Source organism: Acidovorax sp. CF316, from assembly GCF_000276605.1.
Classification (GTDB): domain Bacteria; phylum Pseudomonadota; class Gammaproteobacteria; order Burkholderiales; family Burkholderiaceae_C; genus Acidovorax.
This window is the reverse complement of record NZ_AKJX01000040.1, coordinates 1-21,433: the sequence shown is the minus strand read 5'-3', so window position 1 is coordinate 21,433 and position 21,433 is coordinate 1. Positions and strand designations below refer to the sequence as shown.

Here is a 21,433-nt window from a genome sequence, read left to right as displayed (position 1 = left end):
GGGGGGGGGAGCCATGCCGCCAGTTGCACCGCATCGGGTGGATGGAGCGGCACGCGCGCTGTAGAGGGCAGTGCGCTGGTGCAGCCCCAGGCCAGCACCTCCTACACGCTCAGCTGCGCCAACAGCGCGGGGCAAAGCGTCACCGCCACGGCCCAGGTCGCGGTGGATGCCGCCAACCCGCGCCCGCCGGTGGGCGGCCTCACGGCCCGCGCCACGCCGCAGGGCGTGCGGCTGGACTGGAACCCCGTGACGAAGAGTGGCAAATGGGTCAACGGCTACTACACCGGCTGGTTCTGGGAGGACTTTCCACCCGAGGCCGTGGACATGAGCACCATGACGCACTTCATTTTCGGCCGCTATGCGCCGGGCCTGGGCTCCCTGCCCGGCGGGCGCGCGGGCGAGCTGATGGAAGGCGCAGGCACCGCGCACACGCAGGCGGAGGACGCCCTGATCGCCAAGGCCCATGCTGCAGGCACCAAGGCCATCATGATGGTCGGCGGTGAATTCGACGGCCCCGGTTTCATGGCCGCCACGGCCAACCCGCAGATCCGCGCGGTCTTCATCAAGAACATCCTCGACAAGGCCGAGCACAAGGGCTATGACGGCGCCGACATCGACTGGGAGGAAAACCTGGACACCGAGCAGGGCCGCGCCCAGGCGCTCGCACTGCTGCGCGAACTGCGCACGGCCGCCCAGCAGCGCCCGCGCTACCAGGCCAACCCCTTCGAGATCAGCTGGCCCGGCTTCTGGGTCAACACCAACTTCCAGGAGATCCTGCCCTGGCACGTGGAGGTGGCCCACGCAGTGGACCGCTTCAACCTCATGACCTACAGCATGGCCGGCGACTGGGGCGGCGGCTGGCTGTCGTGGCACCACTCACCCCTGTTCGGCGAGGCCCCGAGCCACCCCACCTCCATCGCCTCCACCGTGCAGGCCTACCTGAATGCGGGCGTGCCCCGTGCCAAGCTGGGCATCGGCGTGGGTCTGTACGGCCTGTTCTACAACAACCCCGTCACCGGCCCGCGCCAGGCCGCGACCAGCGGTTCCAACGGCGGCGACGGCGTGAACAACTACCGGCGCCTGCGGGAAGACAACGCCTTCGGCCAGCCCGGCGCCGCCTACCACTGGGACGACGTGGCCAAGCAAAGCTACATCAGCTATAGCCAGCCCTGGTGGCGTGCCAGCGATGCGCCCGTCACCTACCTGAGCTATGAGGACGAGCGCTCCATCGCCGAAAAGGGCAAATGGGTGCACGAGCAGGGCCTGGGCGGCACGCTGGTGTGGACCATCAACTACGGCTACCTGCCCCAGCAGGGCGGCACCAACCCGCCGATGCAGGCCATCAAGCAGTCCTTCATTGCGGCCAGTGTCTCGGGCTACCGGGTGTACCGCAACGGGACGGCCATTGCCACCGTGACCAGCGGTGCGACCTACACCGATGCATCGGCACCCAGCGGCAACCACAGCTACCAGGTGGCCATGCTGGATGCGGCGGGCAACGAAGGGCCGCGCTCGGCGGCAGTGACCGTGCAGGTGCCCTGAGCCGCCACACTGTGTGCAATGCAAAAGCCCCCGTTGCCTTCTGGCATCGGGGGCTTTTTTTGTGGGGAGAGGCTATTTGGTGGGCATTCGTGAACTAATTCACGTTTTTCCGCCAATCTGGGTCAGCAGCTCGTCGCGCCCCATGACGCCCAGCCGGTTGTAGAGCTGCCGGCGGTGGTACACGGCCGTGTTGAGGCTGATGCCCATGCGCTGGGCGATCTGCGATTCGGGCAGGCCCCGCGCCAGCCACCAGGCCAGCTCGTGCTGGCGCTGTGGCAGGCCCAGCGTCTGCAGCGCCGACAGCAGCCGTACCCCGCGCGCCACGCGCCGCGTGATGTGCAGGGCCACGGCCTGGCGGTCCTGCCGCTCCTGCTGCGCCGGGGCCAGGTGCGTGGCGCGCAGCGAGAACCAGCCCTGCGCCGTGAACAGTTCCATCGCGGGCAGGGCCATCTCGCCGGGCTGCTGCGCGTTGAGCCGCCGCAGCAGTTCCTGCAGCGCGGGTGGCAACTGGGCGCCGCGACGCCAGCGCCAGCCGAAGGCCAGAGGCATCAGCGCCTCGGCCTCGGACGAGATCCACATCTGCCGCCCCTGGGGCGTGGCGACCAGCACCCCCTGGCCATGCACCTCGCTGCCCTGCGTGTCGCGCTCGCCCTGTTGCAGCGCACGTGCCAGGTGGGCCTCCAGCCGGCCCAGCAGGGCTGCGTCCTGCGGGGTGAAGCCTGGCACCGCCGCATCGCGGAACAGATGGATCACACCCAGGCCCACACCCTGCGCGGTGCGCAAGGCCAGGCTCATGTAGTCCTTGGCGCCTGTGGCCCGCATCACCGCGTCGTAGTAGTCGCTGCGCTGCATTTCGGCCATCGACACCACCATCTGCTCGCGCATCAACCGGGGGCCGTGCTCGTGGCGCACGGTCTCGCCGAAATCGCGGGGACTGCGCACCAGCACCTGGCGCTCGCTGCGCAGGATGCGCGCATCGAAGTAATCCTGCGCCACCGACTGCATGGGCTCTTGCGCATAGCTCATCAGCTCGCCATCGCTGCCGGGGTACAGCATGCAGCCGAAGTCGAAGCCCACCACCCGGCGCAGTTCCTGCAGCAGGGGCTCGATGAGCTGCACGCCACCCGTCTCCAGGCTGGCCATGCGGTGCAGGCGCGCGAGGGCGTGGCGGTCGGGGCGGGGAGGGGAGGGCATGGCGGTTTGAAAACAGGAACGGAAGGCCGCGAATCTAGAACCCGCGCCGCACCTGGTCAACGCGGCATGCGGGCTGCCTGCAACACCCCATCCCTCCCGGGTGGGGCGCCGTGCAGGGTTCGTGGGTAACTTGGGTGGCCGTGGATCTTCGGGCCCATTTTCATGGTGGGCGCTGCCATCGATTGCCACGCACAAGGAGCTTGTGTGACTTTGATCCTGTTTTTCTGCCGATCCGTGGCAGCCCTGGGCGTGCTCTCCCTGGCGTGCCTGTCGTCCGCCCATGCCCAGGTGGAGATCATTGAACCTGCAGGGGACTTCCAGTTTGGCAAGGTGGCGGTGCACTCATCGGCCACGCAGATCCTGGAGGTGGCCAATCGCGGCCCGTCCGCGGTGCAATTGGGTTCGGTGATCTCGTCCATTGCCGCCGTGTCGCCGATCTGCACCGGGATCGGGTGCGGAGTGGTCATTTCCACCGATTTCACCATTCCCGCGGAATCGGATGGCTGCAGCAACACCTTGCTGCAGCCAGGGGACGTGTGCTCGGCCCTGGTGCGCTTTTCGCCGTCGGGCCCGGGCATGCGCGGATCCCAGCTGAACGTTTTCAAGCCCCAGGCGGCCTATGTTTCCCGGGCACTGGGTGGCACGGGCGTCTCCGAGCCGCTGGACTGCGTGCTCGACGGGGCGGAACAAACCTGGCCCCAGTTGCTGACCACCCCGACCATGACCTCCACCGTATCGCCCTACCACCTGCGCTGCTATGCCAAGGGGGCGATCTGTGTCGGCGCCGACGTCGACAACCCCACCGACGTGCCTCGGTTCGACCAGCCCAGCGTCTACGTCTACGACGCGCAGGCCCGACCTCCGCTGCAGCGCCTGGACTACCTGTCGTCGTTGTCGCGCCTGGCGCAGTGCCGATGAGGGGCGATTCGCCTGTCGCTGCTCGGCCCTGATTGGGACGGGCCGGCCCGCTTCAGAGGTATTCCAACCCCTGGCTGCTCAGGCCGACCAGGTTGATGTGCGCCGCATTCAGGTCCAGGTTGGCCACAGCCACCGCAAACGATGCGTTGGTGTAGGCGCCCGACTTGATGACGGCTGCCAGCGACTGGACGGTGGCGGCATCCGCCGCGGAACCGACCAGGTTGGCGTACAGCAGGCCTACCACCTGCTCCGGCGTGGCCGAGGCACCCAGCAGCGCATTGAGGCCGAACTGTGCGACCTGCAAGGGGGTCGAGCCGGCGTCCACCGCCTTGAGCACGATGCCCACCACGCCGCGGTTGTTCAGCCCGGCGGGGCCGACGAGTGCACCGACCAACTTTGCGGTCGTGCCTGCAGCGCCGTCCAGGTCCAGCGCCACGAAGCCGTCCGTGAACTTGATCCGCTCGACCTGCTGCAGCGTGTCCACCCCATCGCGGCTGGGGACCCCGTCGCCCAGCGTCCAGCCGCCCCCGCTCTTGGGTTGCAGCGCGTAGTCGCCGCGGTTGCCGCGCACCACCAGGGTGTCCAGGCCACCCAGGCCATTGAAGGTCTCGTTCGCGCTGGTGCTGGTGAAGGTGTCTGCGCCGGCCGTGCCGGTGGGCGTTGTGGGCGTCGTCGGGGTGGTGGGTGTCGTTGGCGTGGTCGGGGTGGTGGGCGTCGTGGGGAAAGTCAGCGTCGGGCCACTGGTCGAGTTGAACCCGTAGGTGCCACCCAGTCCATCGCGGCCATAGATCCAGTCCAGCGCCAGCAGGTCATAGGCCTGGAACGTGCTCTTGTACGGGCCCGCATCGGTATAGGACATCACCGTGTTGTTGGTGTTGTCCTCGCCGGAGGGCAGGGGGCGTGGGGAGTCGAAGGGATGCGCCAGACCCAGGGCATGGCCCACCTCGTGCAGCAGCACCTCGTAGCCGAGACCGCCGGCCGTGAGCGTGTTGTTGACGCTGGCGAACTCCACGTTGTCCAGATAGACCACCGATTCGGCGTTGAGCGACGTCAGCGTCTGCGTGGCTCCCGTGTAGCCGTAGTTGTAGAACGAGGAGTTCAGCCCCGCTGTCGTGCGGCCCTGCAGGTTGGTCGCCGCGAAATGTAGGTCTGCCTGGGACGAACTGCCCACTTCGGTGAACGTGATGCCCGTGACCTGGCTGGCATAGGCCATGATCTGGCGTGTCGCCTGCATCTGCGAGGAGTTGAACGAAGTCAGGTTGGTGTTCGAATCCTGATCGGCAACGCTGCCCGCGCTCACGTCGAAGGTGTAGTACAGCACCTTGCGGCCATCGGGAAAGAAGTTCCACGGGGCTGGGTTCTCCAGCAGGGAATCGGCCTTGTAGTTGCCCGAGAAGCGGATGTTTTGGAGATCGGAAACGGTGGCCATGGTGGTGTCGAATTTCTCGGCGGTTGGATGGTGGCAACTGGCTGCCCTGTGCCCTTGGACAATGCCGCGCCGAAGACGTTCCCGCCCCAGCGGAGCTGCCCTCGGGCCGCGGTTGCAGATGCCAGGGTATATCCCATGCCTTTGCAAGCACAAACAGAATTTATCACCGCGGTGACCGCTGCGCTGTGACGAAAAACACAATGTCACCATATCTGTTCGGGCGATGGAGGTGCTGCCGGCCCCGGCGCATGGACCACCCACGGCGCCGTCACCTGCGCGACCCGGCCTAAGTGGCATCCCCAATGCAGCGCGGCGGTGGCGCATCTAGGCTGCGGGGCTGAAGAACTCCTCCATCCCCTGGCACCCTCCATGTCCACACGCCCCCACTACGCTTTCTGGCCCCGCCGGCTGCCCCATTCGATCACCCTGCCAGCCACCTCGCTGTGGGACAACCTGGCCATCAACGCGCGGCGCTACCCGGACAAGGCGGCGCTGGTGTTCTTTGGCAGCTCCGTGAGTTACCGGGCCCTGGCGGAAGGCGCCGAGCGGCTGGCCGCACGGCTCGCACAGCTGGGCGTGCAGCGCGGCGACCGGGTGGTGCTGTGCATGCAGAACTGCCCGCAGCTGGTGATGGCGCACTTCGCCATCCTGCGCGCCAATGCCGTGGTGGTGCCGGTGAACCCGATGAACCGGGCCGAGGAGCTCAAGCACTACATCACCGACCCCGATACCAGGGTGGCCTTCACCACGGCCGACCTGGCGCCCGAGCTGGCCAAGGCCAGCAATGCCGTGGCCCCGGGCGAGCGCCTGGCGCACCTGGTGGTGACGCAATTCACCGATGTCTTCGACGCCGAGGTGGCTGGGCCCGATGCCCCGCCCGACGCGTGGAAGGACTGGCTGTGCACGCAGCACCCCTTGCCCGCGCTGGAGGGCGGTACGGTGCACGCCTTCACCGAAGCGCTGGCCTGCAACGAAGCGCCGCCCGCGCTGGTGGTGGGCCCCACCGACCTGGCACTGCTGCCCTACACCAGCGGCACCACGGGCCTGCCCAAGGGCTGCATGCACCTGCACAGGAGCATCATGCACAACGCCGTGGCCAGCGCGCTGTGGGGCACGGGCTCGGTCGACAACGTCACGCTGGCGGTGGTGCCCATGTTCCACATCACGGGCATGGTGAGCGTGATGCATGCGGCCATCTACACCGGCGCCACGCTGGTGATCATGCCGCGCTGGGACCGCGACCTGGCCGGGCGCCTGATCTCGCGCTACAAGGTGTCCAACTGGACCAACATCCCGACCATGGTCATCGACCTGATGAACAGCCCGAACTTCGCAAGCTATGACCTCTCGAGCCTGGTCTACATCGGCGGTGGCGGGGCGGCCATGCCGCAGGCCGTGGCCCAGCGCCTGCTGGAACAGTACGGGCTGCGCTATTCGGAAGGCTATGGCCTCACCGAGACGGCTGCGCCCTCGCACTCGAATCCGCCGGACCACCCCAAGCAGCAATGCCTGGGCATCCCCTTCGTGGGCACCGATGCCCGCGTGGTGGACCCCGACACCCTGCAGGAAGTGCCCGTGGGCGAGCAGGGCGAGATCATCATGCACGGCCCCGAGGTGTTCGAGGGCTACTGGAAGAGGCCCGACGCCACGGCCAGCGCCTTCATCGAGTTCGAGGGCAAGCGTTTCTTCCGTTCGGGCGACCTGGGGCGCATGGACGAAGACGGCTACTTCTTCCTGACCGACCGCCTGAAGCGCATGATCAATGCCAGCGGCTTCAAGGTCTGGCCAGCCGAGGTCGAGGCGCTGATGTTCCGCCACCCTGCGATCCAGGAGGCCTGCATCATCTCGGCCCGCGACAGCTACCGCGGCGAGACCGTCAAGGCCGTGGTGGTGCTGCGCCCCTCGCACCAGGACACGACCGAGCAGCAGGTCATCGACTGGTGCCGCGAGAACATGGCCGTGTACAAGGCGCCGCGCATCGTGCAGTTCGTGAATGCCCTGCCCAAGAGCGGCAGCGGCAAGGTCATGTGGCGCGCATTGCAGGAAGCCGAGCCGGCCTGACAGAAAACGGCGCTCCGGGGCAGCCCGCGCCCCTTCCCTGGAGGGCGCGCGCCCTGCTATTGGGCGGCGCTGTGGGTCAACTCGGCAAGATCACGCTCCAGCAAGGCGGGGTCGCCCAGTTGCAGCTCGATCAGGCGCCGCAGGTGGGTCACGCTATCGAGGTCGATGGAGCGGCACAGCAGGCCGGTATGCAGCCCCTCCAGGTGCGCCACTTCGCAGGACATGCCGATGTGGTTGCCCGTGTCGTGCAGCGGGATGGTGAGCTGGCACAGCATCCCGGCGCGCACGTCCGCCTGCGCGGGCAATGAAATCAAGGCCCCCTTGAGCGACAGGTCCTGCACATGCACGCTGAATGCGTTGCTTGCCAGGGTCAGCAGCGCAGGGGCATCGAAATGGACACGGACGTAGTGGCGGCGTTCGTGGGGCATGGCTGTCTCCGAGGGTTTGACGCATGCTACCGCAAGGCCTGGAAAGCCGGGCAAAAAGATCGGTCCCGGGTTCCAGGCGCCATGCCCAGGTTTTGGTTACTTTTGGATGTTTTAGCAACCTTTGGTTAACATACTGCTTTCAGCCACTGTGGGGATTCCCGATCGTGAGTTCGCGCACATTGCGGTGGCAGGGCCGTTTGGCTGGCTGGCTGGTGGGTGCCTTGTGGGCGCTGCTGCCGGTATGCGCCAGCACGGCTGCACCGGTGCGGGAGGTGCGGGTGGGGGTGTATGCCAACGAGCCCACCGTGTTCATGAACCAGCATGGCCGGCCGGCGGGCATCTTCGTGGACCTGCTCAACCTGGTCGCCGAGCGCGAGCGCTGGACCCTGCGCTATGTGCCCTGTGAACTGCGCGCCTGCCTGGACGATCTGCAAAACGGCCGCCTGGACCTGGTGCCCGATGCGCCGCGTGCGCAGGCGCGCGTGGCGCAGTTCGATTTCACGGCGCTGCCCCTGGTGGACACCTGGTCCGCGGTGTACCGGCTGCCGTCCTTGCCGATCCGCTCGGTGGTGGATCTTGACGGCAAGCGCGTGGCCGTGCAGCGCGGCACGCTGCAGCGCGACCATTTCCTGGCCATGACGCGCCGCTACGGGCTGCAGGTCATGGTGGTGGAAGTGGACTCGCCCGAGCAGGCCTTCAGTGCCGTGGGTGGCAATAATGCCGAGGCGGCCATCTCCAACCACCTGTTCGGCCAGGCCCATGCGCCGGGCCAGGGGCTGGTGGACGCGGGCATCGTGCTCCAGCCAGGGGGGCTGTACGTCGCCGCCGGCAAGGACCGCAACCCCGAACTGCTGGCCGCCATCGACAAGCGGTCGGCGCAGTGGCGCGACGGGTCCGACGCATCGTATGCGCAGGTGATGCGCCGCTGGGTCGGGGCGCCGCCCGCCAGCGCCATCGGACGCCCCGCCCTGTGGGCCTTGGCGGCACTGCTGTTGGCGGGGGCGCTCGCGGTCCTGGCTGTTTTCGTGTGGCGCCGCAGGGTACGCGGGCAATCCCGGCGTTGGCCCGCCAGTGAGCACAAGTTCGGCACCATCCTGGACAGTGTGGAGGCCTTCATCTACATCAAGGACATGCAGCACCGCTACTTGTATGCCAACCAGCACATGCTGGCGCTGCGGCCCGATGCCGCCGATGGCCTGATCGGCGGCGATGACAGCGCGATCTTCGATGCGGCCACAGTGCACCAATTGATAGCCAACGACCGGCTGGTGCTGGAGCGTGGCGAGCGCATCGAGGTGGAGGAAACCAACACCTTCCACGATGGTTCGGTGCGCACCTACCTGTCGGTGAAGATTCCGCTGCGCCACACCGACGGCAGCATCCATGCGCTGTGCGGCATTTCCACCGACATCACCGACCACCAGGGGGTCGCGGAGTCGCTGCAGATTGCGGCCATCGTCTTCGAGTCGTTCGAGGGCATGGTGGTCACCGGGCCCGATCAGTGCATCCTTCAGGCCAACACCTCGTATGCGCGGCTTTCCGGCTACACGGTGGAGGAGCTCGTGGGCAAGACCCCGGCGTTGCTGCAGTCCGGCCGGCACGACCAGACCTTCTACCGGACCATGCACGAGACCCTGCAGTCGGTGGGCTCCTGGCAGGGCGAGGTCTGGAACCGGCGCAAGGATGGCGAGGTGTACCCGGCCTGGATCACCATCACCGCCGTGCGCTCGGCGCAGGGCGCCATCACCCACTATGTGGGCACGCAGACCGACATCTCCAGCCGCAAGGCGGCCGAGGAGGAGATCCGCCTGCTGGCCTTCTACGACCCGCTCACTGGCCTGCCCAACCGCCGGCTCATGGCCGACCGGCTGCAGCACAGCCTGGCCGCCAGCGCCCGCACAGGCACGGGCGGCGCGCTACTGTTCGTGGACATGGACAACTTCAAGGACCTCAACGACACCCAGGGCCATGAGATCGGCGATGAGCTGCTGCGCCAGGTCGCCGCGCGCCTGGGGGGCTGCGTGCGCAACGGCGACACGGTGGCACGCCTGGGTGGCGACGAGTTCGTGCTGCTGCTGGAGGGCCTGAGCGCGCTGCCACACGAGGCCGCATCGCAGGCCGAGATCGTGGGCCGCAAGGTGCTGCAGGCCCTGGGGCAGAGCTACCAGCTGGGTGGCCATGCGCACCACAGCTCCTGCAGCATCGGTGTCACCCTGTATGCCGACCCGCACACCACGGTGGACGAATTGCTCAAGCGCGGCGACATGGCCATGTACCAGGCCAAGGGCGCGGGGCGCAACACGCTGCGCTTTTTCGACCCGCGCACGCAGGCCGCCGTCACGGCGCGCACCGCGCTGGAGGCCGGCCTGCGCGAGGCCTTGCGCGAGGGCCAGTTCCTGCTGCACTACCAGCCCCAGATCAGCCGGGACCACGGCATGGTGGGCGCCGAGGCGCTGCTGCGCTGGGAGCACCCGGAACGCGGGCTGGTGTCGCCGGCCGAGTTCGTGCCGGTGGCCGAGGCCTGCGGCCTGATCGTGCCGCTGGGCGCGTGGATCCTGCGGGCCGCCTGCCTGCAGCTGGTGGAATGGGGGCACGATGCGGCCACCGCCCACTGGACGGTGGCGGTGAACGTGAGCGCATTGCAGTTCCGCCACCCACACTTCGTGGAAGAGGTGGTGGAGGTGCTCAAGAGCACCGGCGCCAACCCGCTGCGCCTGAAGCTGGAACTCACCGAGTCGCTGCTGCTCGACGACGTGGAGGACATCATCCGCCGCATGACCACGCTGCGCGCCCTGGGCGTGCGCTTTTCGCTCGATGACTTCGGCACGGGCTACTCATCGCTGAGCTACCTCAAGCGGCTGCCGCTGGACCAGCTCAAGATCGACCAGAGCTTTGTGCGCGACCTGCTCACCGACCCCAATGACGCTGCCATTGCCCGCACCATCGTCAACCTGGCGCACAGCCTGGACCTGGGCGTGATCGCCGAGGGCGTGGAGACCCTCGAGCAGCGCGACATGCTGGCCAGCGTGGGCTGCCTGCACTACCAGGGCTACCTGTTCGGGCGTCCGGCGCCAGCCAGTGCGCTGCCGCGCATTGCGGCGCAGGTGGTGGTCTGAGCGGTTTGCGCTGCATCATCTCCCCTGCTGGCCGGCGCACCCTGAGCGAGCTGGCTGCGGGCAATGCCGGCGCATAGGCTTTATGCTTGGGCTCCTATGGCCCAAGTCACCTTTTCTCCCCCGTTCACCACACCCTCCGGGACTGCGGCGCAGCTGCACAGCGCGGGATTCGCCGTGCTCTCGCCCGCCGATGTGGCGGCCTGGATCGGCTGTCCGTTGTCCGCGCTGCTGGCATTCAACGCTGATTGGCAGGCCTTGCCGCCCGACGAATTCCTCAAAGACGGCGGGCGCTACCGGCGCCGGCGCCATTCCTGCTTCGTGGTGCAGCAGGGGCAGGTGCAGCAGGTACCGCACCGCGCGCATTGGCAGCCTGTGGAGTACAACGCACTGCATGGCGGCATGGAGCGCTGGTTTGCGCCCATGGAGGCCGGCACCGTGGCGCAGCCCGCGTGGTCGCAGTTGCTGGTGGCACTGGCCGGTGTTTCCGACGCGGTGTTTGCACCGGGCCAGGTGCCCCAGGCCTGGTCCGTGGAGGCGCACCAGTTCCGCATCGACACCGAAGGCGGCATCGGCCGGCCCACGCCCGAGGGCGCACACCGCGATGGCGTGGACCTGGTGGCCGTGTTCCTGGTGGCGCGCGAGGGCATCAAGGGCGGCGAGACCCGCGTCTTCGAGGCCAACGGCCCTGGTGGCCAGCGCTTCACGCTCACCGAACCCTGGTCGCTGCTGCTGCTCGACGACGCACGCATGATCCACGAGTCCACGCCCATCCAGCCCGTCGCCCCCGGCGGCTACCGCGATACGCTGGTGGTCACCTGCCGGCGCGGAGGGTTCCAGGGCGCGGATGTGGTCGGGTAGACCGATCCACGTGTGTAGGACAAGGCGTCGTCATGGTGGGCAAATGGCAGGATCGACCGCTTGCTGTTTGATGTCGATCAAGATGCGATGTATGGTGCAGGTTCACACTGTCCCTCATCGCACCAAAGGCGGCGCCCAGGGCCAGCGGACAGCTGGTTGCGGACACCACCGAGGGTGCATTCAATGCAAGGAGAAGACACCATGTTCAAGCACATTCTGGTTCCCATCGACGGTTCCGACATTGCCTCGCTGGCAGTGGCCAAGGCGGCAGGCCTGGCCAAGACCTTTGGCAGCGACGTGACCGCCTTGTACGTGGTCGATCCCTATCCGTTCACGGGCGTGGGCGCCGATTTTGCCTATGGCCAGGCGCAGTACCTGAGCGCCGCCACGGCAGAAGCCAATGCCGCGCTGGAGAAGGCGCGCACCGAGCTCGCGGCCGCCGGCGTGCAGGTCAGCACCGTGGTGGGTGAAGGCCATACCGTGCACGATGGCATCTTGAGCGCCGTGCTGAGCACCGGCGCCGATCTGGTCGTGATGGGATCGCACGGTCGCCGCGGCCTGGAGAAGCTGGTGCTGGGCAGCGTGACCCAGCGCGTGCTGGGTGCCGTTCACGTGCCCGTGCTGGTGGTGCGGACCTGAGCCTTCGGCGCCTGACAAAAAAATGGCTCCCGAGGGAGCCATTTTTCATGGGTGCGGCAAAAGCGCTTATTCGATTTTCGCGCCCGAGGCTTCCACGATGCCCTTCCACTTGGTGTAGTCGGCCTTGAGCAAGGCGTTGAGTTGTGCGGCCGACATGGCTTCGGGCTCGGCGCCCTGGGCGTGGATGGCGGCCTTCATGTCCTCGGTGGCCAGGAGCTTGTTGATCTCGGCGTTCAGGGCCGTGACCACGCTGGCCGGTGTGCCGGCGGGGGCGAACACGCCGTACCAGGTGCTCACGTCGAAGCCCTTGAAGCCCGATTCGGCCACGGTGGGCACGTCGGGCATGGAGGAACTGCGCTTGGCCGAGGTCACGGCCAGGGGGCGCAGCTTGCCCGACTTGATCTGGCCCATGGCCGAGGGCACGGAGGACATCAGCAGGTCCACGTTGCCGGCCAATGCATCCATGAGCGCGGGGTTGGATCCCTTGTACGGGATGTGGCTGAGCTTCACGCCCGCGGCCTTCTCGAACAGGTCGCCTGCCAGGTGGATGGAGGTGCCGTTGCCGGGCGAGCCGTAGGTGACGGTGCCGGGCGCCGCCTTGGCGGCGGCGATCACATCGGCCAGGGTCTTGTACTTGGAGTTGGCGCTGGTGGCGATGACCACGGGCGTGTAGGCCACGTGGGCCACGGCGGTCAGGTCCTTGGTGGGGTCCCAGGGCAGGTTCTTGTACAGCCAGGGGCCGATGACCAGGTTGTCCTTCTGGCCCATCACGATGTCGTAGCCTGTGGGCGCGGCCTTCACGGCCTCACCGATGCCGATGGTGCCGCCCGCACCCGCCTTGTTGTCGGCGACCACGGTCCACTTGGCGCTTTCGGTGAGCTTGGTGGCCACCAGGCGCGAGAGGATGTCGGTGCCGCCGCCCGGTGGGAAGGGCACGATCAGGCGGATGGGCTTGTTGGGGTAGCCGGCAGCGGGGGCGGGCGCCTGGGCATGGGCGGTGGCGCCCAGGGCGAGGGCCAGCGCACTGAAGGAAATCAGGGTGCGAATCATGGTGAAAGATGTCTCCGTCGGTTCAATGGTTGGGCGCGGTCGCTTGGGCGCACGCTCCACTCTGCTGATCTGGGCCAGCACCTCGCCATGATCGCTGATCCGGCGCGGGTGCTGCCTTGCCAATGCGGGGTGGCAGCATCGCCGGTGGCGATGGCAGCCCCCCGGGTATCAGATGCGCTCGAAGATCGCGGCAATGCCCTGGCCGCCACCGATGCACATGGTCACCAGCGCATAGCGGCCCTGCACGCGCTGCAGCTCGTGCAGCGCCTTCACGGTGATCAGCGCGCCCGTGGCGCCGATCGGGTGGCCCAGCGAGATGCCCGAGCCATTGGGGTTGACCTTGGCCGGGTCCAGGCCCAGGTCCTTGGTCACTGCGCAGGCCTGGGCGGCGAAGGCCTCGTTGGCCTCGATCACGTCCAGGTCGGCCACCGTGAGGCCGGCCTTCTTGAGCGCCAGCTGCGTGGCCGGCACCGGGCCGATGCCCATGTACATCGGGTCCACGCCGGCATGGGCGTAGGCCACCAGGCGCGCCAGGGGCTTGGCGCCGCGCGCCCTGGCGGCACCGGCTTCCATCAGCACCACGGCGGCGGCGGCGTCGTTGATGCCCGAGGCGTTGCCAGCCGTCACCGTGCCGTTCTCCTTGAGGAACACGGGCTTGAGCTTGGCCATGTCCGCAAGGGTTGCGCCAGGGCGGAAGTGCTCGTCGGTCGCGTACTGCACGTCGCCCTTCTTGCTTTTCAGGGTGACTGGCACGATCTGGTCCTTGAACAGGCCGGCTTCGGTGGCGCGCTCGGCGCGGTTGTGGCTTTCCACGGCCAGTTGGTCCTGGTCTTCGCGGCTGATGCCCCACTTGGCGGCGATGTTCTCGGCCGTCACACCCATGTGGATGTTGTGGAAGGGGTCGTGCAGCGCACCGATCATCATGTCCACCATCTTGGTGTCGCCCATGCGGGCGCCCCAGCGCATGTTCAGGCTGGCGAACGGGGCGCGGCTCATGTTCTCGGCACCCGCGCCGATGGCCACGTCGGCGTCGCCCAGCAGGATGGACTGGCTGGCGTTCACGATGGCCTGCAGGCCCGAGCCGCACAGGCGGTTCACGTTGTAGGCGGGGGTGTTCTCGCTGCAGCCGCCGTTGATGGCGGCCACGCGCGAGAGGTACATGTCCTTGGGCTCGGTGTTCACCACGTGGCCGAACACCACGTGGCCCACGTCCTTGCCTTCCACGTTGGCGCGGGCGAGCGATTCGCGCACCACGAGGGCGCCCAGCTCGGTGGGCGGGATGTCCTTGAGGCTGCCGCCAAAGGTGCCGATGGCGGTGCGCACTGCGCTGACGACGACGACTTCACGGGTCATGGGAGTTTCCTTTCTGGAGGGAGGTCTGTTGGTTCTATTGAGCGTCTCTTACGTCGGCCACGGGGTTGGTGCCGAAGTCTGCGCGGTCCAGCCAGGCGAGCACGCGGATGGCGGCGTCGGCGGGCGAGGTGAGCTGGCCACCCGTCTTGAGGTTGGCGAAATTCTGGCGGTCCGGGAAGGCCTCGGGTGCGGCACCGCGCAATTGCACCTGCATGTCGGTGTCGATCACGCCTGGGGCCAGCGAGCATACCTTGGCGCCGTGGGGCTTGTGGGCTTCGTCCAGCGCCACGCAACGCGTGAAGTGGTCCATGCCGGCCTTGGCCGCGCAGTAGGCGGCCTGCGAGGCCATGGCCTTGCGGCCCAGGCCCGAGGAGATGTTGAGCACCTTGCGCGCCGTGGCGGTCCAGCCCTCGGTGGCGTGCAGGAAGGCGGCCGTGAGCTGCATGGGCGACTCCAGGCCCACGCGCAGGGCGTTGGCCAGGTCGGCGGCATCGCTCTCCGACAGCGGGGCGATGCGTGGGATGGTGCCCGCGTTGTTGATCAGCGTGGCGCTGGCAAACCGGCCCGGGGCCTGCGCGGCGAGCCAGGCCTTGAGGCGGGCGGCGGCCTGCTCACCTTGCGAGAGGTCCTGCTGCCATTGTTCGAGTGTGGTGCCAGAGGCCTTGGCGGCGGCGGTCAGCGCGTCCTGGGTGTTGCGCGCCAGGCAGACGAGGGTGTTGCCGGGGCTTTGCAGCAGCTGCTCGGCCATGGCCAGGCCCATGCCGCGCGAGGCGCCGGTGAGGATGAAGAGGTGTTGGGTTTGGGACATCCCCTTATCGTACTGCGCCATGCCGGGCCTGCGGCGCAGGCGGGGCTTCCAGGGCGGCCAGCAGCACGGCCAGCTTGGCGTCGAGCACCGCAAGGTCGGCGGCCTTCAGGGGGGCGAGGATGCGGTGCTCGTTGGCCACATGGGCCTGCACCGCCCGGTCGATCAGCGCCAGCCCTGCGGGCGTGAGCTGCACCAGCATGCTGCGTGCGTCCTCGGGGTTGGGCAGGCGCGCCACGAAGCCGCTGGCTTCGAGCTTGTTCATGCGGTGCGTCATGGTGCCCGAAGTGACCATCAGCGTGGAGAACAGCGTGGTCGGTGCCAGGCAATAGGGCGCGCCCGAGCGGCGCAGCGTGGCCAGCATGTCGAATTCCCAGAAGCTCAGGCCGAACTCCTCAAAGGTTTCGTCGAGCCTGCGCTGCAGCAGGGCCGCGCAGCGCTTGATGCGGCCGATGGGGCCCATGGGGCTGACGTCCAGGTCGGGGCGCTCGCGGTGCCATTGGGCCAGGATGGCATCCACGGCGTCGGGCGGGGCGGAGGGTGCGGGCATGGTGGTGCAGGTTGTCTTGATTTCAAGATTTTATGGTACAGTGATTTATCTTGAATTGAAGATAAAATCATGACCGAGACAACTTCCCGCGTCGCCTGGGGCGATGTTTTGCTGACGGCGCTGGCGCCCGCCATCTGGGGCTCCACCTACATCGTCACCACCGAGCTGCTGCCGCCGGACCGGCCCTTCACGGCCGCGCTGCTGCGCACGCTGCCCGCCGGCCTGCTGCTGGTGCTGTGGTGCCGCCAGGCACCGGCCTGGGGCGATGGGCGCGGCTGGGCGCGCCTGCTGTTGCTGGCGGCGCTCAACATCGGCGTCTTCCAGGCGCTGCTGTTCGTGGCTGCCTACCGGCTGCCGGGCGGCGTGGCGGCGGTGGTGGGGGCCATCGGGCCCCTGCTCATGATGGCGCTGACCTGGGCTGTGGACCACCGGCGCCCACCCGCCCTGGCCATGGCGGCCGGGGCGCTCGGCGTGGCGGGCATGGCGGCGCTGCTGCTGTCCCCCGGCGCCGCATGGGACATGGTAGGCGTGGCGGCCGCGCTGGCAGGCACGGTGTGCATGGCCTTTGGCACCTTTTTCGCGCGGCGCTGGCAGTCCGGCGGCCTACCGGTGCTGGCCTTCACGGGCTGGCAACTGCTGGCTGGCGGCGCCATGCTGTTGCCCGTGGCCTGGGCGGTGGACCCGCCGCTGCCCGCCCTCACGGCCGTGCAGGTGGGTGGCTATGCCTACCTGAGCATTGCGGGCGCGCTGCTGGCCTATGCGCTGTGGTTCCGCGGCGTGGCGCGGCTGCCCTCGGTGGCCGTGTCGTCCCTGGGCCTGCTGAGCCCTGTGGCGGCGGTGCTGCTCGGCTGGGCGCTGCTGGGCCAGTCCTTGCGCGGCACCTCGCTGGTGGGGGTGGTGGTGGTGCTGGCCAGCATCCTGGCCGTGCAATGGGCCATGGCGCGGCAGGCTGAACGCGCCGCTTAAAAGTCTGGCGCCAGATGGAACTGCAGCGGCTCCCCGGTGACGGGATGCGCCAGCGCCAGCTCGCTCGCGTGCAGCAGCAGGCGCGGTGCACACGCCTGCGTGGCGGCATCGGCGTACAGCGCATCGCCCAGGATGGCATGGCCCACGGCGGCCAGGTGCACGCGCAGTTGGTGGGTGCGGCCGGTCACGGGTTCGAGCAGCAACCGCGTGGTGTGGGCTGCCGCGTCGTGGGCATCGGCACGCCAGCGCGTGAGGCTGGGCTTGCCCGCCGCCGCGTCGATCACGCGCAGCGGGCGGCGCTCCCAGTCGGCGGCAATGGGCAGGTCGATATCGGCCCAGGTGCCGCCATCGACCAACCCCATGTGTCCTTGCACCACCGCCACGTAGCGTTTGTGCACCTGGCGCTGCTCGAACGCCAGGCCCAGGCGGCGCTGGGCGTCGATGTGCCGCGCCATGAGCACCAGGCCCGAGGTGGCCTGGTCCAGCCGGTGCACGATGAGTGCGCCGGGCCAGCGCTGCTGTGCACGGGCGCTCAGGCAGTCCTGCTTGTCCGGCCCGCGGCCGGGCACGCACAGCAGGCCCGCAGGCTTGTACAGCACCAGGATGTCCGCGTCCTCGTGCAGTGCCTGCACGGGCAGGGACTCTTCAGGCAGCGCCATGGCCGTGAATGAGCCGGTGCACCGTGGCCACCAGCTCCTCCACATCATTGGGTTTGTGGATCAGGGCGCTCGCGCCTTCGGCCATGGCGGCCTGCTCGATCTCGGTGGTCACATAGCCCGATGCCAGGGCCACCGGCAGGTCCGGGCGTATCTGGCGCGCTTCGCGCACCAGGTCGGTACCGACGAAGCCGGGCATGTTGTAGTCGGTCACCAGCAGGTCGTAGCGCTGTGGATCGGCCCGCAATGCGGCGCTGGCTTCGTGCGGGTCGGTGTAGCCGCTCACCTCGTAGCCACGGCGGCGCAGCAACCGCTGCACCAGGAAGACCAGGGCCTGGTCGTCGTCCACGTACATCACATGGGGCTTGCGCTGGTCGACCTGCGCCGTGGCCAGCGGAGCGGGTGCGGGGGGCGGTACCAGTGCCGGCGCTGCCTCGGTGCTGCCCGGTGCCACCGGAAAGTACAGCGTGAAGCGGCTGCCGTGGCCCGGGATGCTGCTCACGTCGACCGCGCCTTCGTGCGTGCGCATCACGCCATGCACCACGGCCAGGCCCAAGCCCGTGCCCTGGCCCACGGGCTTGGTGGTGAAGAAGGGCTCGAAGATGCGCTGCAGCGTGGCCGCCTCGATGCCAGGCCCGTTGTCGCGCACGGCGAGGGCCACGTAGTGGCCGTCAGCCAGCCCCAGGCGCTCGCTCAGGCGCTGGTCGGGCTGCACGGCGGCGGCTTCCACATGGATGCTGCCGCGCGCGGCGCCGATGGCGTGGATGGCATTGGTGCACAGGTTGAGCAGGGCCTGCTCGACCTGCGTGGCATCGGCCAGCACCGGCGGCAGGTCCAGCTGCAGTTGCATGTGCAGCTCGATGGCCGGGGGCAGGGTCACGCGCAGCAGGCGTTCGGTGTCGTGCACCACCTCCACCAGCGGCACGGCCGTGCGCTTGGGCGGCTCGTTGCGGCTGAAGGTCAGGATCTGGCGCACCAGGTCACGCGCGCGGCGCCCGGCCTTGTCGATCTCGCGCAGGCTCTCCAGCGCGGGCGAGCCCGGGGCGCTGTCGGCCTTGGCCAGCTCCACGTTGCCCAGGATGGCGCCAAGGATGTTGTTGAAGTCGTGCGCGATGCCGCCGGCCATGGTGCCCACGGCCTGCATCTTGTGCGATTCGCGCAGTTGCGCCTCCAGCTCGCTGCGGTGCGCCTCGGCCTTCTTGCGGCCCGTCAGGTCGCGCGCGAACACGGTGGTGGTCTCGCCCTCGGCATGGCGCTCGAACGAGACGCTCACCTCCACCGCGAGCTCCTTGCCGCCGGCCGTGAGCGCCGTCATCTCGCCCAGCATGGCCTGCGTGGTGAGCTGCGCGAAGGTCAGGCCCTGCGTCGCACCGGGCAGGAATCGTTCGAGCGGGCTGCCCAGCGCATCGCTGGCGCTGCACTGGAACAATGCCGCCGCCGTGGGATTGAACACGGTGATGCGCTGGTGCTGGTCGACGCAGATGATGGCGTCCAGGGCGGAGTTGATCACCGCCTCCAGCCGCTTCTCGCTGGCATACAGCTGCTGGTTGCGCTGCTGCAGGGCCTGCGCGCTGTGCTGCAGTGCGCGCCGCTCGGTGAGCAGCGGGCCCTGGTCGATCACCGCGCACAGGTACTGCGACACGGGGGGGCCGCCGCCGGCCTGGGGCGCCTCGATGTGGGCGATGTGCAGATCGCCTTTGATGCGCAGCTCCCCGCCGATGTCGAAAACCACCTCGTTGACTTCGCTGCGCCCCAGGTTCTCGGCCTGGGCGAAGGCATTGTGTACCCGGTCCACGTCGGCTGCACTCACGAAGGGCATCAGGGACGTGAGGGGGCGGTCGCGCTCGGTGGGCTGGAACGAGCGGTGCGCCATGGAGTTGGCCTGCACCACCATGTCGTGCTCGTCGATCACCATCAGCGCCAGCGGCATGCTGGCGAACAGGGTTTCGAAGCGTTCCGAGGCGCTCTCGGCAACGGCCTGGCTGTAGCGCAGCACCTTGTTCTGGCTCTCGAGCTCTGCCTGGTAGGCGCGCAGCTCGGCCACCAGGCCCTCGGCGGGGCTGCCCGCAGTGCTTGCCGTGCCGTCGCTGGCCGCGACCGCATCGTCCGCCGTTGCACCGGATGCAGGCGAACGCCGGGAGGGGTCCAGGAAAGACAGGTCCGGTTCACTCATGGACAGGGGGCGATCAGCAAGGCAGCACCGCGCGAAGAGGGGAGGTGGGAGGAAAAAACAAGTGTAAGCCTCCCTGGAGTCCCCATACCGCGCATGGATGGGGCGATTGTTGTCCGAATCCGAACAATCCTTTTCCCCGCCGCACCTTACCGAACCCATTCCCGTTCTCTACAGTTCATCCATCGGCATTGCGATGCCGTCCACCCAACCAAGATACTTCAGGAACACTGTCCATGACCACAGCCGACCACACCACCGTCGCCAACCCGCTGCTCGACAAGCTGCAATGGCGCTATGCCGCCAAGAAGATGGACTCCGCCAAGAGCGTGCCGGCCGACAAGGTCGAGCGCATCCTGGAGGCTGCGCGCCTGGCGCCCACCTCCAGCGGTCTGCAGCCGTTCGAGATCATCGTCGTGACCGACCCCGCCGTGCGTGCCCGCATCCAGCCCATCGCCTGGAACCAGGCACAGATCACCGACGGCTCGCACCTGCTGGTGTTCGCCGCCTGGGACAACTACACGGCCGAGCGCATCAACATGATGTTCGACCTGACCAACGAGCAGCGCGGCTTCAAGAACGAAGGCTGGGAAAACTACCGCCAGATGCTGCTGGGCATGTACCCCCAGCGCGATGCGGAAGTGAACTTCCAGCACGCCGCCCGCCAGGCCTACATCGGCCTGAGCGCCGCCCTGATGGCCGCCGCCTTCGAAGGCGTGGACTCGACGCCCATGGAAGGCTTCGACCCCAAGGCCCTGGACGAGATCCTGGACCTGAACGCCCGCGGCCTGCGCAGCGTCGCCATCCTGCCCCTGGGCTACCGCGCCAGCGAAGGCGACTGGCTGGTGAACCTCAAGAAGGTGCGCCGCCCACGCGAACAGTTCGTCACCGAAGTGTGATGAAACGCCCCGGCTGGCCCGCGCGGGCCGACCGGGCGCGGTTGCTGCATCTCTCTCTCCTCCGCCGTCTCTGAGACGTTCCGCCCGACACCCCAGGTGCCGGGCGGTTTTTTGCGTTGCTGCGCAGGTCAGCGCACCGCACTGGGCGCATCCGTGACCTGGCGCAGCGGCGTGAGCACGAAGGCCAGGGCCACCAACACCACCAGGGCGCCGCCACTGGCGGCAAACAGCTGGGCCAGCGTGATGCTCTTCATGAGCCAGCCCGTCACGGCCGCCGAGATCGGCGCCAGGCCCATGAAGATGAACATGAACAGGCTCATCGCCCGGCCGATCAGCATGGGTGGCACGCGCTGCTGGATCCAGGTGAACACGCGCACCTGCATGAAGCCACCCAGCAGGCCGATGGCCAGCATCAAGCCAGCGCCCTGCCATGTGGCGTCGATCATGCCCATGGGGATGAACAAGAGGCCGATGACGGCATCGAAGACCAGGATGGTCAGGCCCAGGCTGCCCACGCGCAGGCGCGGGAACATGCCCGAGGCCACCATGCCGGCCAGCGTACCCGCGCCATGGGCGCCCAGCATGGTGCCGAAGGCGGCCGCGCCCAGCGTGGGCGTGCTGCTGGCCAGCACCGGCACGGCGATGTGGATCGGGCCCATGATGAACAGGGCGATGGCACTCCAGTAGAGGAAGCAGGTGCGCAACTCGGCATCGCGCCAGAAATGCGCCAGGCCCTGCGCCACCGAGGCCAGCACGGCCTGCGGTGCCGCCGTGTCGGCAGCTGGCGCGGCTGCCGCCA

General features: G+C 68.2%; 17 protein-coding genes and 1 pseudogene. 8 read left to right on the top strand and 10 right to left on the bottom strand.

The features are described 5' to 3' along the window. Positions 1-1,542 (top strand): glycoside hydrolase family 18 protein (locus PMI14_RS05170; protein WP_007850684.1); only part of this gene is annotated, 1,542 nt, incomplete at its 5' end. Between the two features lie 99 nt (positions 1,543-1,641). On the opposite strand, the gene PMI14_RS05165 is transcribed toward PMI14_RS05170, so the two are convergent. After that, positions 1,642-2,736, bottom strand: a complete 1,095-nt coding sequence (locus tag PMI14_RS05165; protein WP_007850682.1) for a helix-turn-helix transcriptional regulator — start codon at positions 2,734-2,736, stop codon at positions 1,642-1,644. Positions 2,737-2,940: 204 nt separating this feature from the next. On the opposite strand from PMI14_RS05165, the gene PMI14_RS05160 reads away from it, so the two are divergent. Continuing rightward, positions 2,941-3,654, top strand: coding sequence for a hypothetical protein (locus PMI14_RS05160; RefSeq protein WP_007850680.1), 714 nt, complete (start codon positions 2,941-2,943; stop codon positions 3,652-3,654). Between the two features lie 52 nt (positions 3,655-3,706). Here the strand turns inward: PMI14_RS05160 and PMI14_RS33365 are convergent, their stop codons facing one another. Continuing rightward, positions 3,707-5,083, bottom strand: coding sequence for a matrixin family metalloprotease (locus PMI14_RS33365; protein WP_007850678.1), 1,377 nt, complete (start codon positions 5,081-5,083; stop codon positions 3,707-3,709). A 369-nt stretch (positions 5,084-5,452) separates the two neighbouring features. On the opposite strand from PMI14_RS33365, the gene PMI14_RS05150 reads away from it, so the two are divergent. After that, entirely contained in the window at positions 5,453-7,144 is a 1,692-nt protein-coding gene (locus tag PMI14_RS05150) for a long-chain fatty acid--CoA ligase (protein ID WP_007850676.1), read from the top strand. A gap of 56 nt (positions 7,145-7,200) precedes the next feature. Here PMI14_RS05150 and PMI14_RS05145 read toward each other — a convergent pair whose 3' ends face one another. Then, positions 7,201-7,572, bottom strand: coding sequence for a PilZ domain-containing protein (locus PMI14_RS05145; protein ID WP_007850674.1), 372 nt, complete (start codon positions 7,570-7,572; stop codon positions 7,201-7,203). A 164-nt stretch (positions 7,573-7,736) separates the two neighbouring features. Between PMI14_RS05145 and PMI14_RS35840 the strand changes: the two genes are divergently transcribed. The 3 genes from PMI14_RS35840 to PMI14_RS05130 all read left to right on the top strand — a co-directional run bounded on the left by PMI14_RS35840 (position 7,737) and on the right by PMI14_RS05130 (position 12,185). After that, positions 7,737-10,688, top strand: a complete 2,952-nt coding sequence (locus PMI14_RS35840) for an EAL domain-containing protein (protein ID WP_304412189.1) — start codon at positions 7,737-7,739, stop codon at positions 10,686-10,688. 96 nt (positions 10,689-10,784) lie between these two features. Then, positions 10,785-11,546, top strand: coding sequence for a 2OG-Fe dioxygenase family protein (locus tag PMI14_RS05135; RefSeq protein WP_007850669.1), 762 nt, complete (start codon positions 10,785-10,787; stop codon positions 11,544-11,546). A 201-nt stretch (positions 11,547-11,747) separates the two neighbouring features. Continuing rightward, positions 11,748-12,185, top strand: a complete 438-nt coding sequence (locus PMI14_RS05130; protein ID WP_007850667.1) for a universal stress protein — start codon at positions 11,748-11,750, stop codon at positions 12,183-12,185. 66 nt (positions 12,186-12,251) lie between these two features. On the opposite strand, the gene PMI14_RS05125 is transcribed toward PMI14_RS05130, so the two are convergent. The 4 genes from PMI14_RS05125 to PMI14_RS05110 form a co-directional block, all read right to left on the bottom strand. Next, positions 12,252-13,235: a tripartite tricarboxylate transporter substrate binding protein gene (locus PMI14_RS05125; protein ID WP_007850666.1), complete on the bottom strand. Its 984-nt coding sequence runs from the start codon at positions 13,233-13,235 to the stop codon at positions 12,252-12,254. 168 nt (positions 13,236-13,403) lie between these two features. Beyond that, complete coding sequence (gene bktB, locus PMI14_RS05120) at positions 13,404-14,588, bottom strand: beta-ketothiolase BktB (RefSeq protein ID WP_007850664.1); 1,185 nt, start codon at positions 14,586-14,588, stop codon at positions 13,404-13,406. 34 nt (positions 14,589-14,622) lie between these two features. Next, positions 14,623-15,396 carry an SDR family NAD(P)-dependent oxidoreductase gene (locus PMI14_RS05115; RefSeq protein ID WP_035202428.1) on the bottom strand — a complete coding sequence of 258 codons (774 nt, stop codon included), beginning with the start codon at positions 15,394-15,396 and terminating at the stop codon, positions 14,623-14,625. 4 nt (positions 15,397-15,400) lie between these two features. Beyond that, entirely contained in the window at positions 15,401-15,943 is a 543-nt protein-coding gene (locus PMI14_RS05110; protein WP_007850659.1) for a MarR family winged helix-turn-helix transcriptional regulator, read from the bottom strand. Between the two features lie 69 nt (positions 15,944-16,012). Between PMI14_RS05110 and PMI14_RS05105 the strand changes: the two genes are divergently transcribed. Further along, complete coding sequence (locus PMI14_RS05105; protein WP_007850657.1) at positions 16,013-16,909, top strand: EamA family transporter; 897 nt, start codon at positions 16,013-16,015, stop codon at positions 16,907-16,909. On the opposite strand, the gene PMI14_RS05100 is transcribed toward PMI14_RS05105, so the two are convergent. Continuing rightward, positions 16,906-17,568, bottom strand: a complete 663-nt coding sequence (locus PMI14_RS05100; RefSeq protein ID WP_007850656.1) for an RluA family pseudouridine synthase — start codon at positions 17,566-17,568, stop codon at positions 16,906-16,908. The genes PMI14_RS05105 and PMI14_RS05100 overlap by 4 nt on opposite strands. After that, positions 17,555-19,738, bottom strand: coding sequence for an ATP-binding protein (locus PMI14_RS05095; RefSeq protein WP_007850654.1), 2,184 nt, complete (start codon positions 19,736-19,738; stop codon positions 17,555-17,557). The genes PMI14_RS05100 and PMI14_RS05095 overlap by 14 nt, the downstream gene beginning before the upstream one ends. Before the next feature lie 233 nt (positions 19,739-19,971). Here PMI14_RS05095 and PMI14_RS05090 point away from each other — a divergent pair, with 233 nt between their 5' ends. Beyond that, positions 19,972-20,634, top strand: a complete 663-nt coding sequence (locus tag PMI14_RS05090; RefSeq protein ID WP_007850651.1) for an NAD(P)H-dependent oxidoreductase — start codon at positions 19,972-19,974, stop codon at positions 20,632-20,634. A gap of 128 nt (positions 20,635-20,762) precedes the next feature. On the opposite strand, the pseudogene PMI14_RS05085 reads toward PMI14_RS05090, so the two are convergent. Beyond that, positions 20,763-21,433, bottom strand: a pseudogene (locus PMI14_RS05085) (MFS transporter); the annotation flags it as partial.

Bases quoted from the DNA above. Each gene is read 5' to 3' on its own strand.
- PMI14_RS05110 (WP_007850659.1), bottom strand. From the start codon at position 15,943: ATGCCCGCACCCTCCGCCCCGCCCGACGCCGTGGATGCCATCCTGGCC.
- PMI14_RS33365 (WP_007850678.1), bottom strand. From the start codon at position 5,083: ATGGCCACCGTTTCCGATCTCCAAAACATCCGCTTCTCGGGCAACTAC.
- PMI14_RS05125 (WP_007850666.1), bottom strand. From the start codon at position 13,235: ATGATTCGCACCCTGATTTCCTTCAGTGCGCTGGCCCTCGCCCTGGGC.
- PMI14_RS05145 (WP_007850674.1), bottom strand. From the start codon at position 7,572: ATGCCCCACGAACGCCGCCACTACGTCCGTGTCCATTTCGATGCCCCT.
- PMI14_RS05105 (WP_007850657.1), top strand. From the start codon at position 16,013: ATGACCGAGACAACTTCCCGCGTCGCCTGGGGCGATGTTTTGCTGACG.
- PMI14_RS05090 (WP_007850651.1), top strand. From the start codon at position 19,972: ATGACCACAGCCGACCACACCACCGTCGCCAACCCGCTGCTCGACAAG.
- bktB (WP_007850664.1), bottom strand. From the start codon at position 14,588: ATGACCCGTGAAGTCGTCGTCGTCAGCGCAGTGCGCACCGCCATCGGC.
- PMI14_RS05150 (WP_007850676.1), top strand. From the start codon at position 5,453: ATGTCCACACGCCCCCACTACGCTTTCTGGCCCCGCCGGCTGCCCCAT.
- PMI14_RS05165 (WP_007850682.1), bottom strand. From the start codon at position 2,736: ATGCCCTCCCCTCCCCGCCCCGACCGCCACGCCCTCGCGCGCCTGCAC.
- PMI14_RS05095 (WP_007850654.1), bottom strand. From the start codon at position 19,738: ATGAGTGAACCGGACCTGTCTTTCCTGGACCCCTCCCGGCGTTCGCCT.
- PMI14_RS05135 (WP_007850669.1), top strand. From the start codon at position 10,785: ATGGCCCAAGTCACCTTTTCTCCCCCGTTCACCACACCCTCCGGGACT.
- PMI14_RS05115 (WP_035202428.1), bottom strand. From the start codon at position 15,396: ATGTCCCAAACCCAACACCTCTTCATCCTCACCGGCGCCTCGCGCGGC.
- PMI14_RS05100 (WP_007850656.1), bottom strand. From the start codon at position 17,568: ATGGCGCTGCCTGAAGAGTCCCTGCCCGTGCAGGCACTGCACGAGGAC.
- PMI14_RS05130 (WP_007850667.1), top strand. From the start codon at position 11,748: ATGTTCAAGCACATTCTGGTTCCCATCGACGGTTCCGACATTGCCTCG.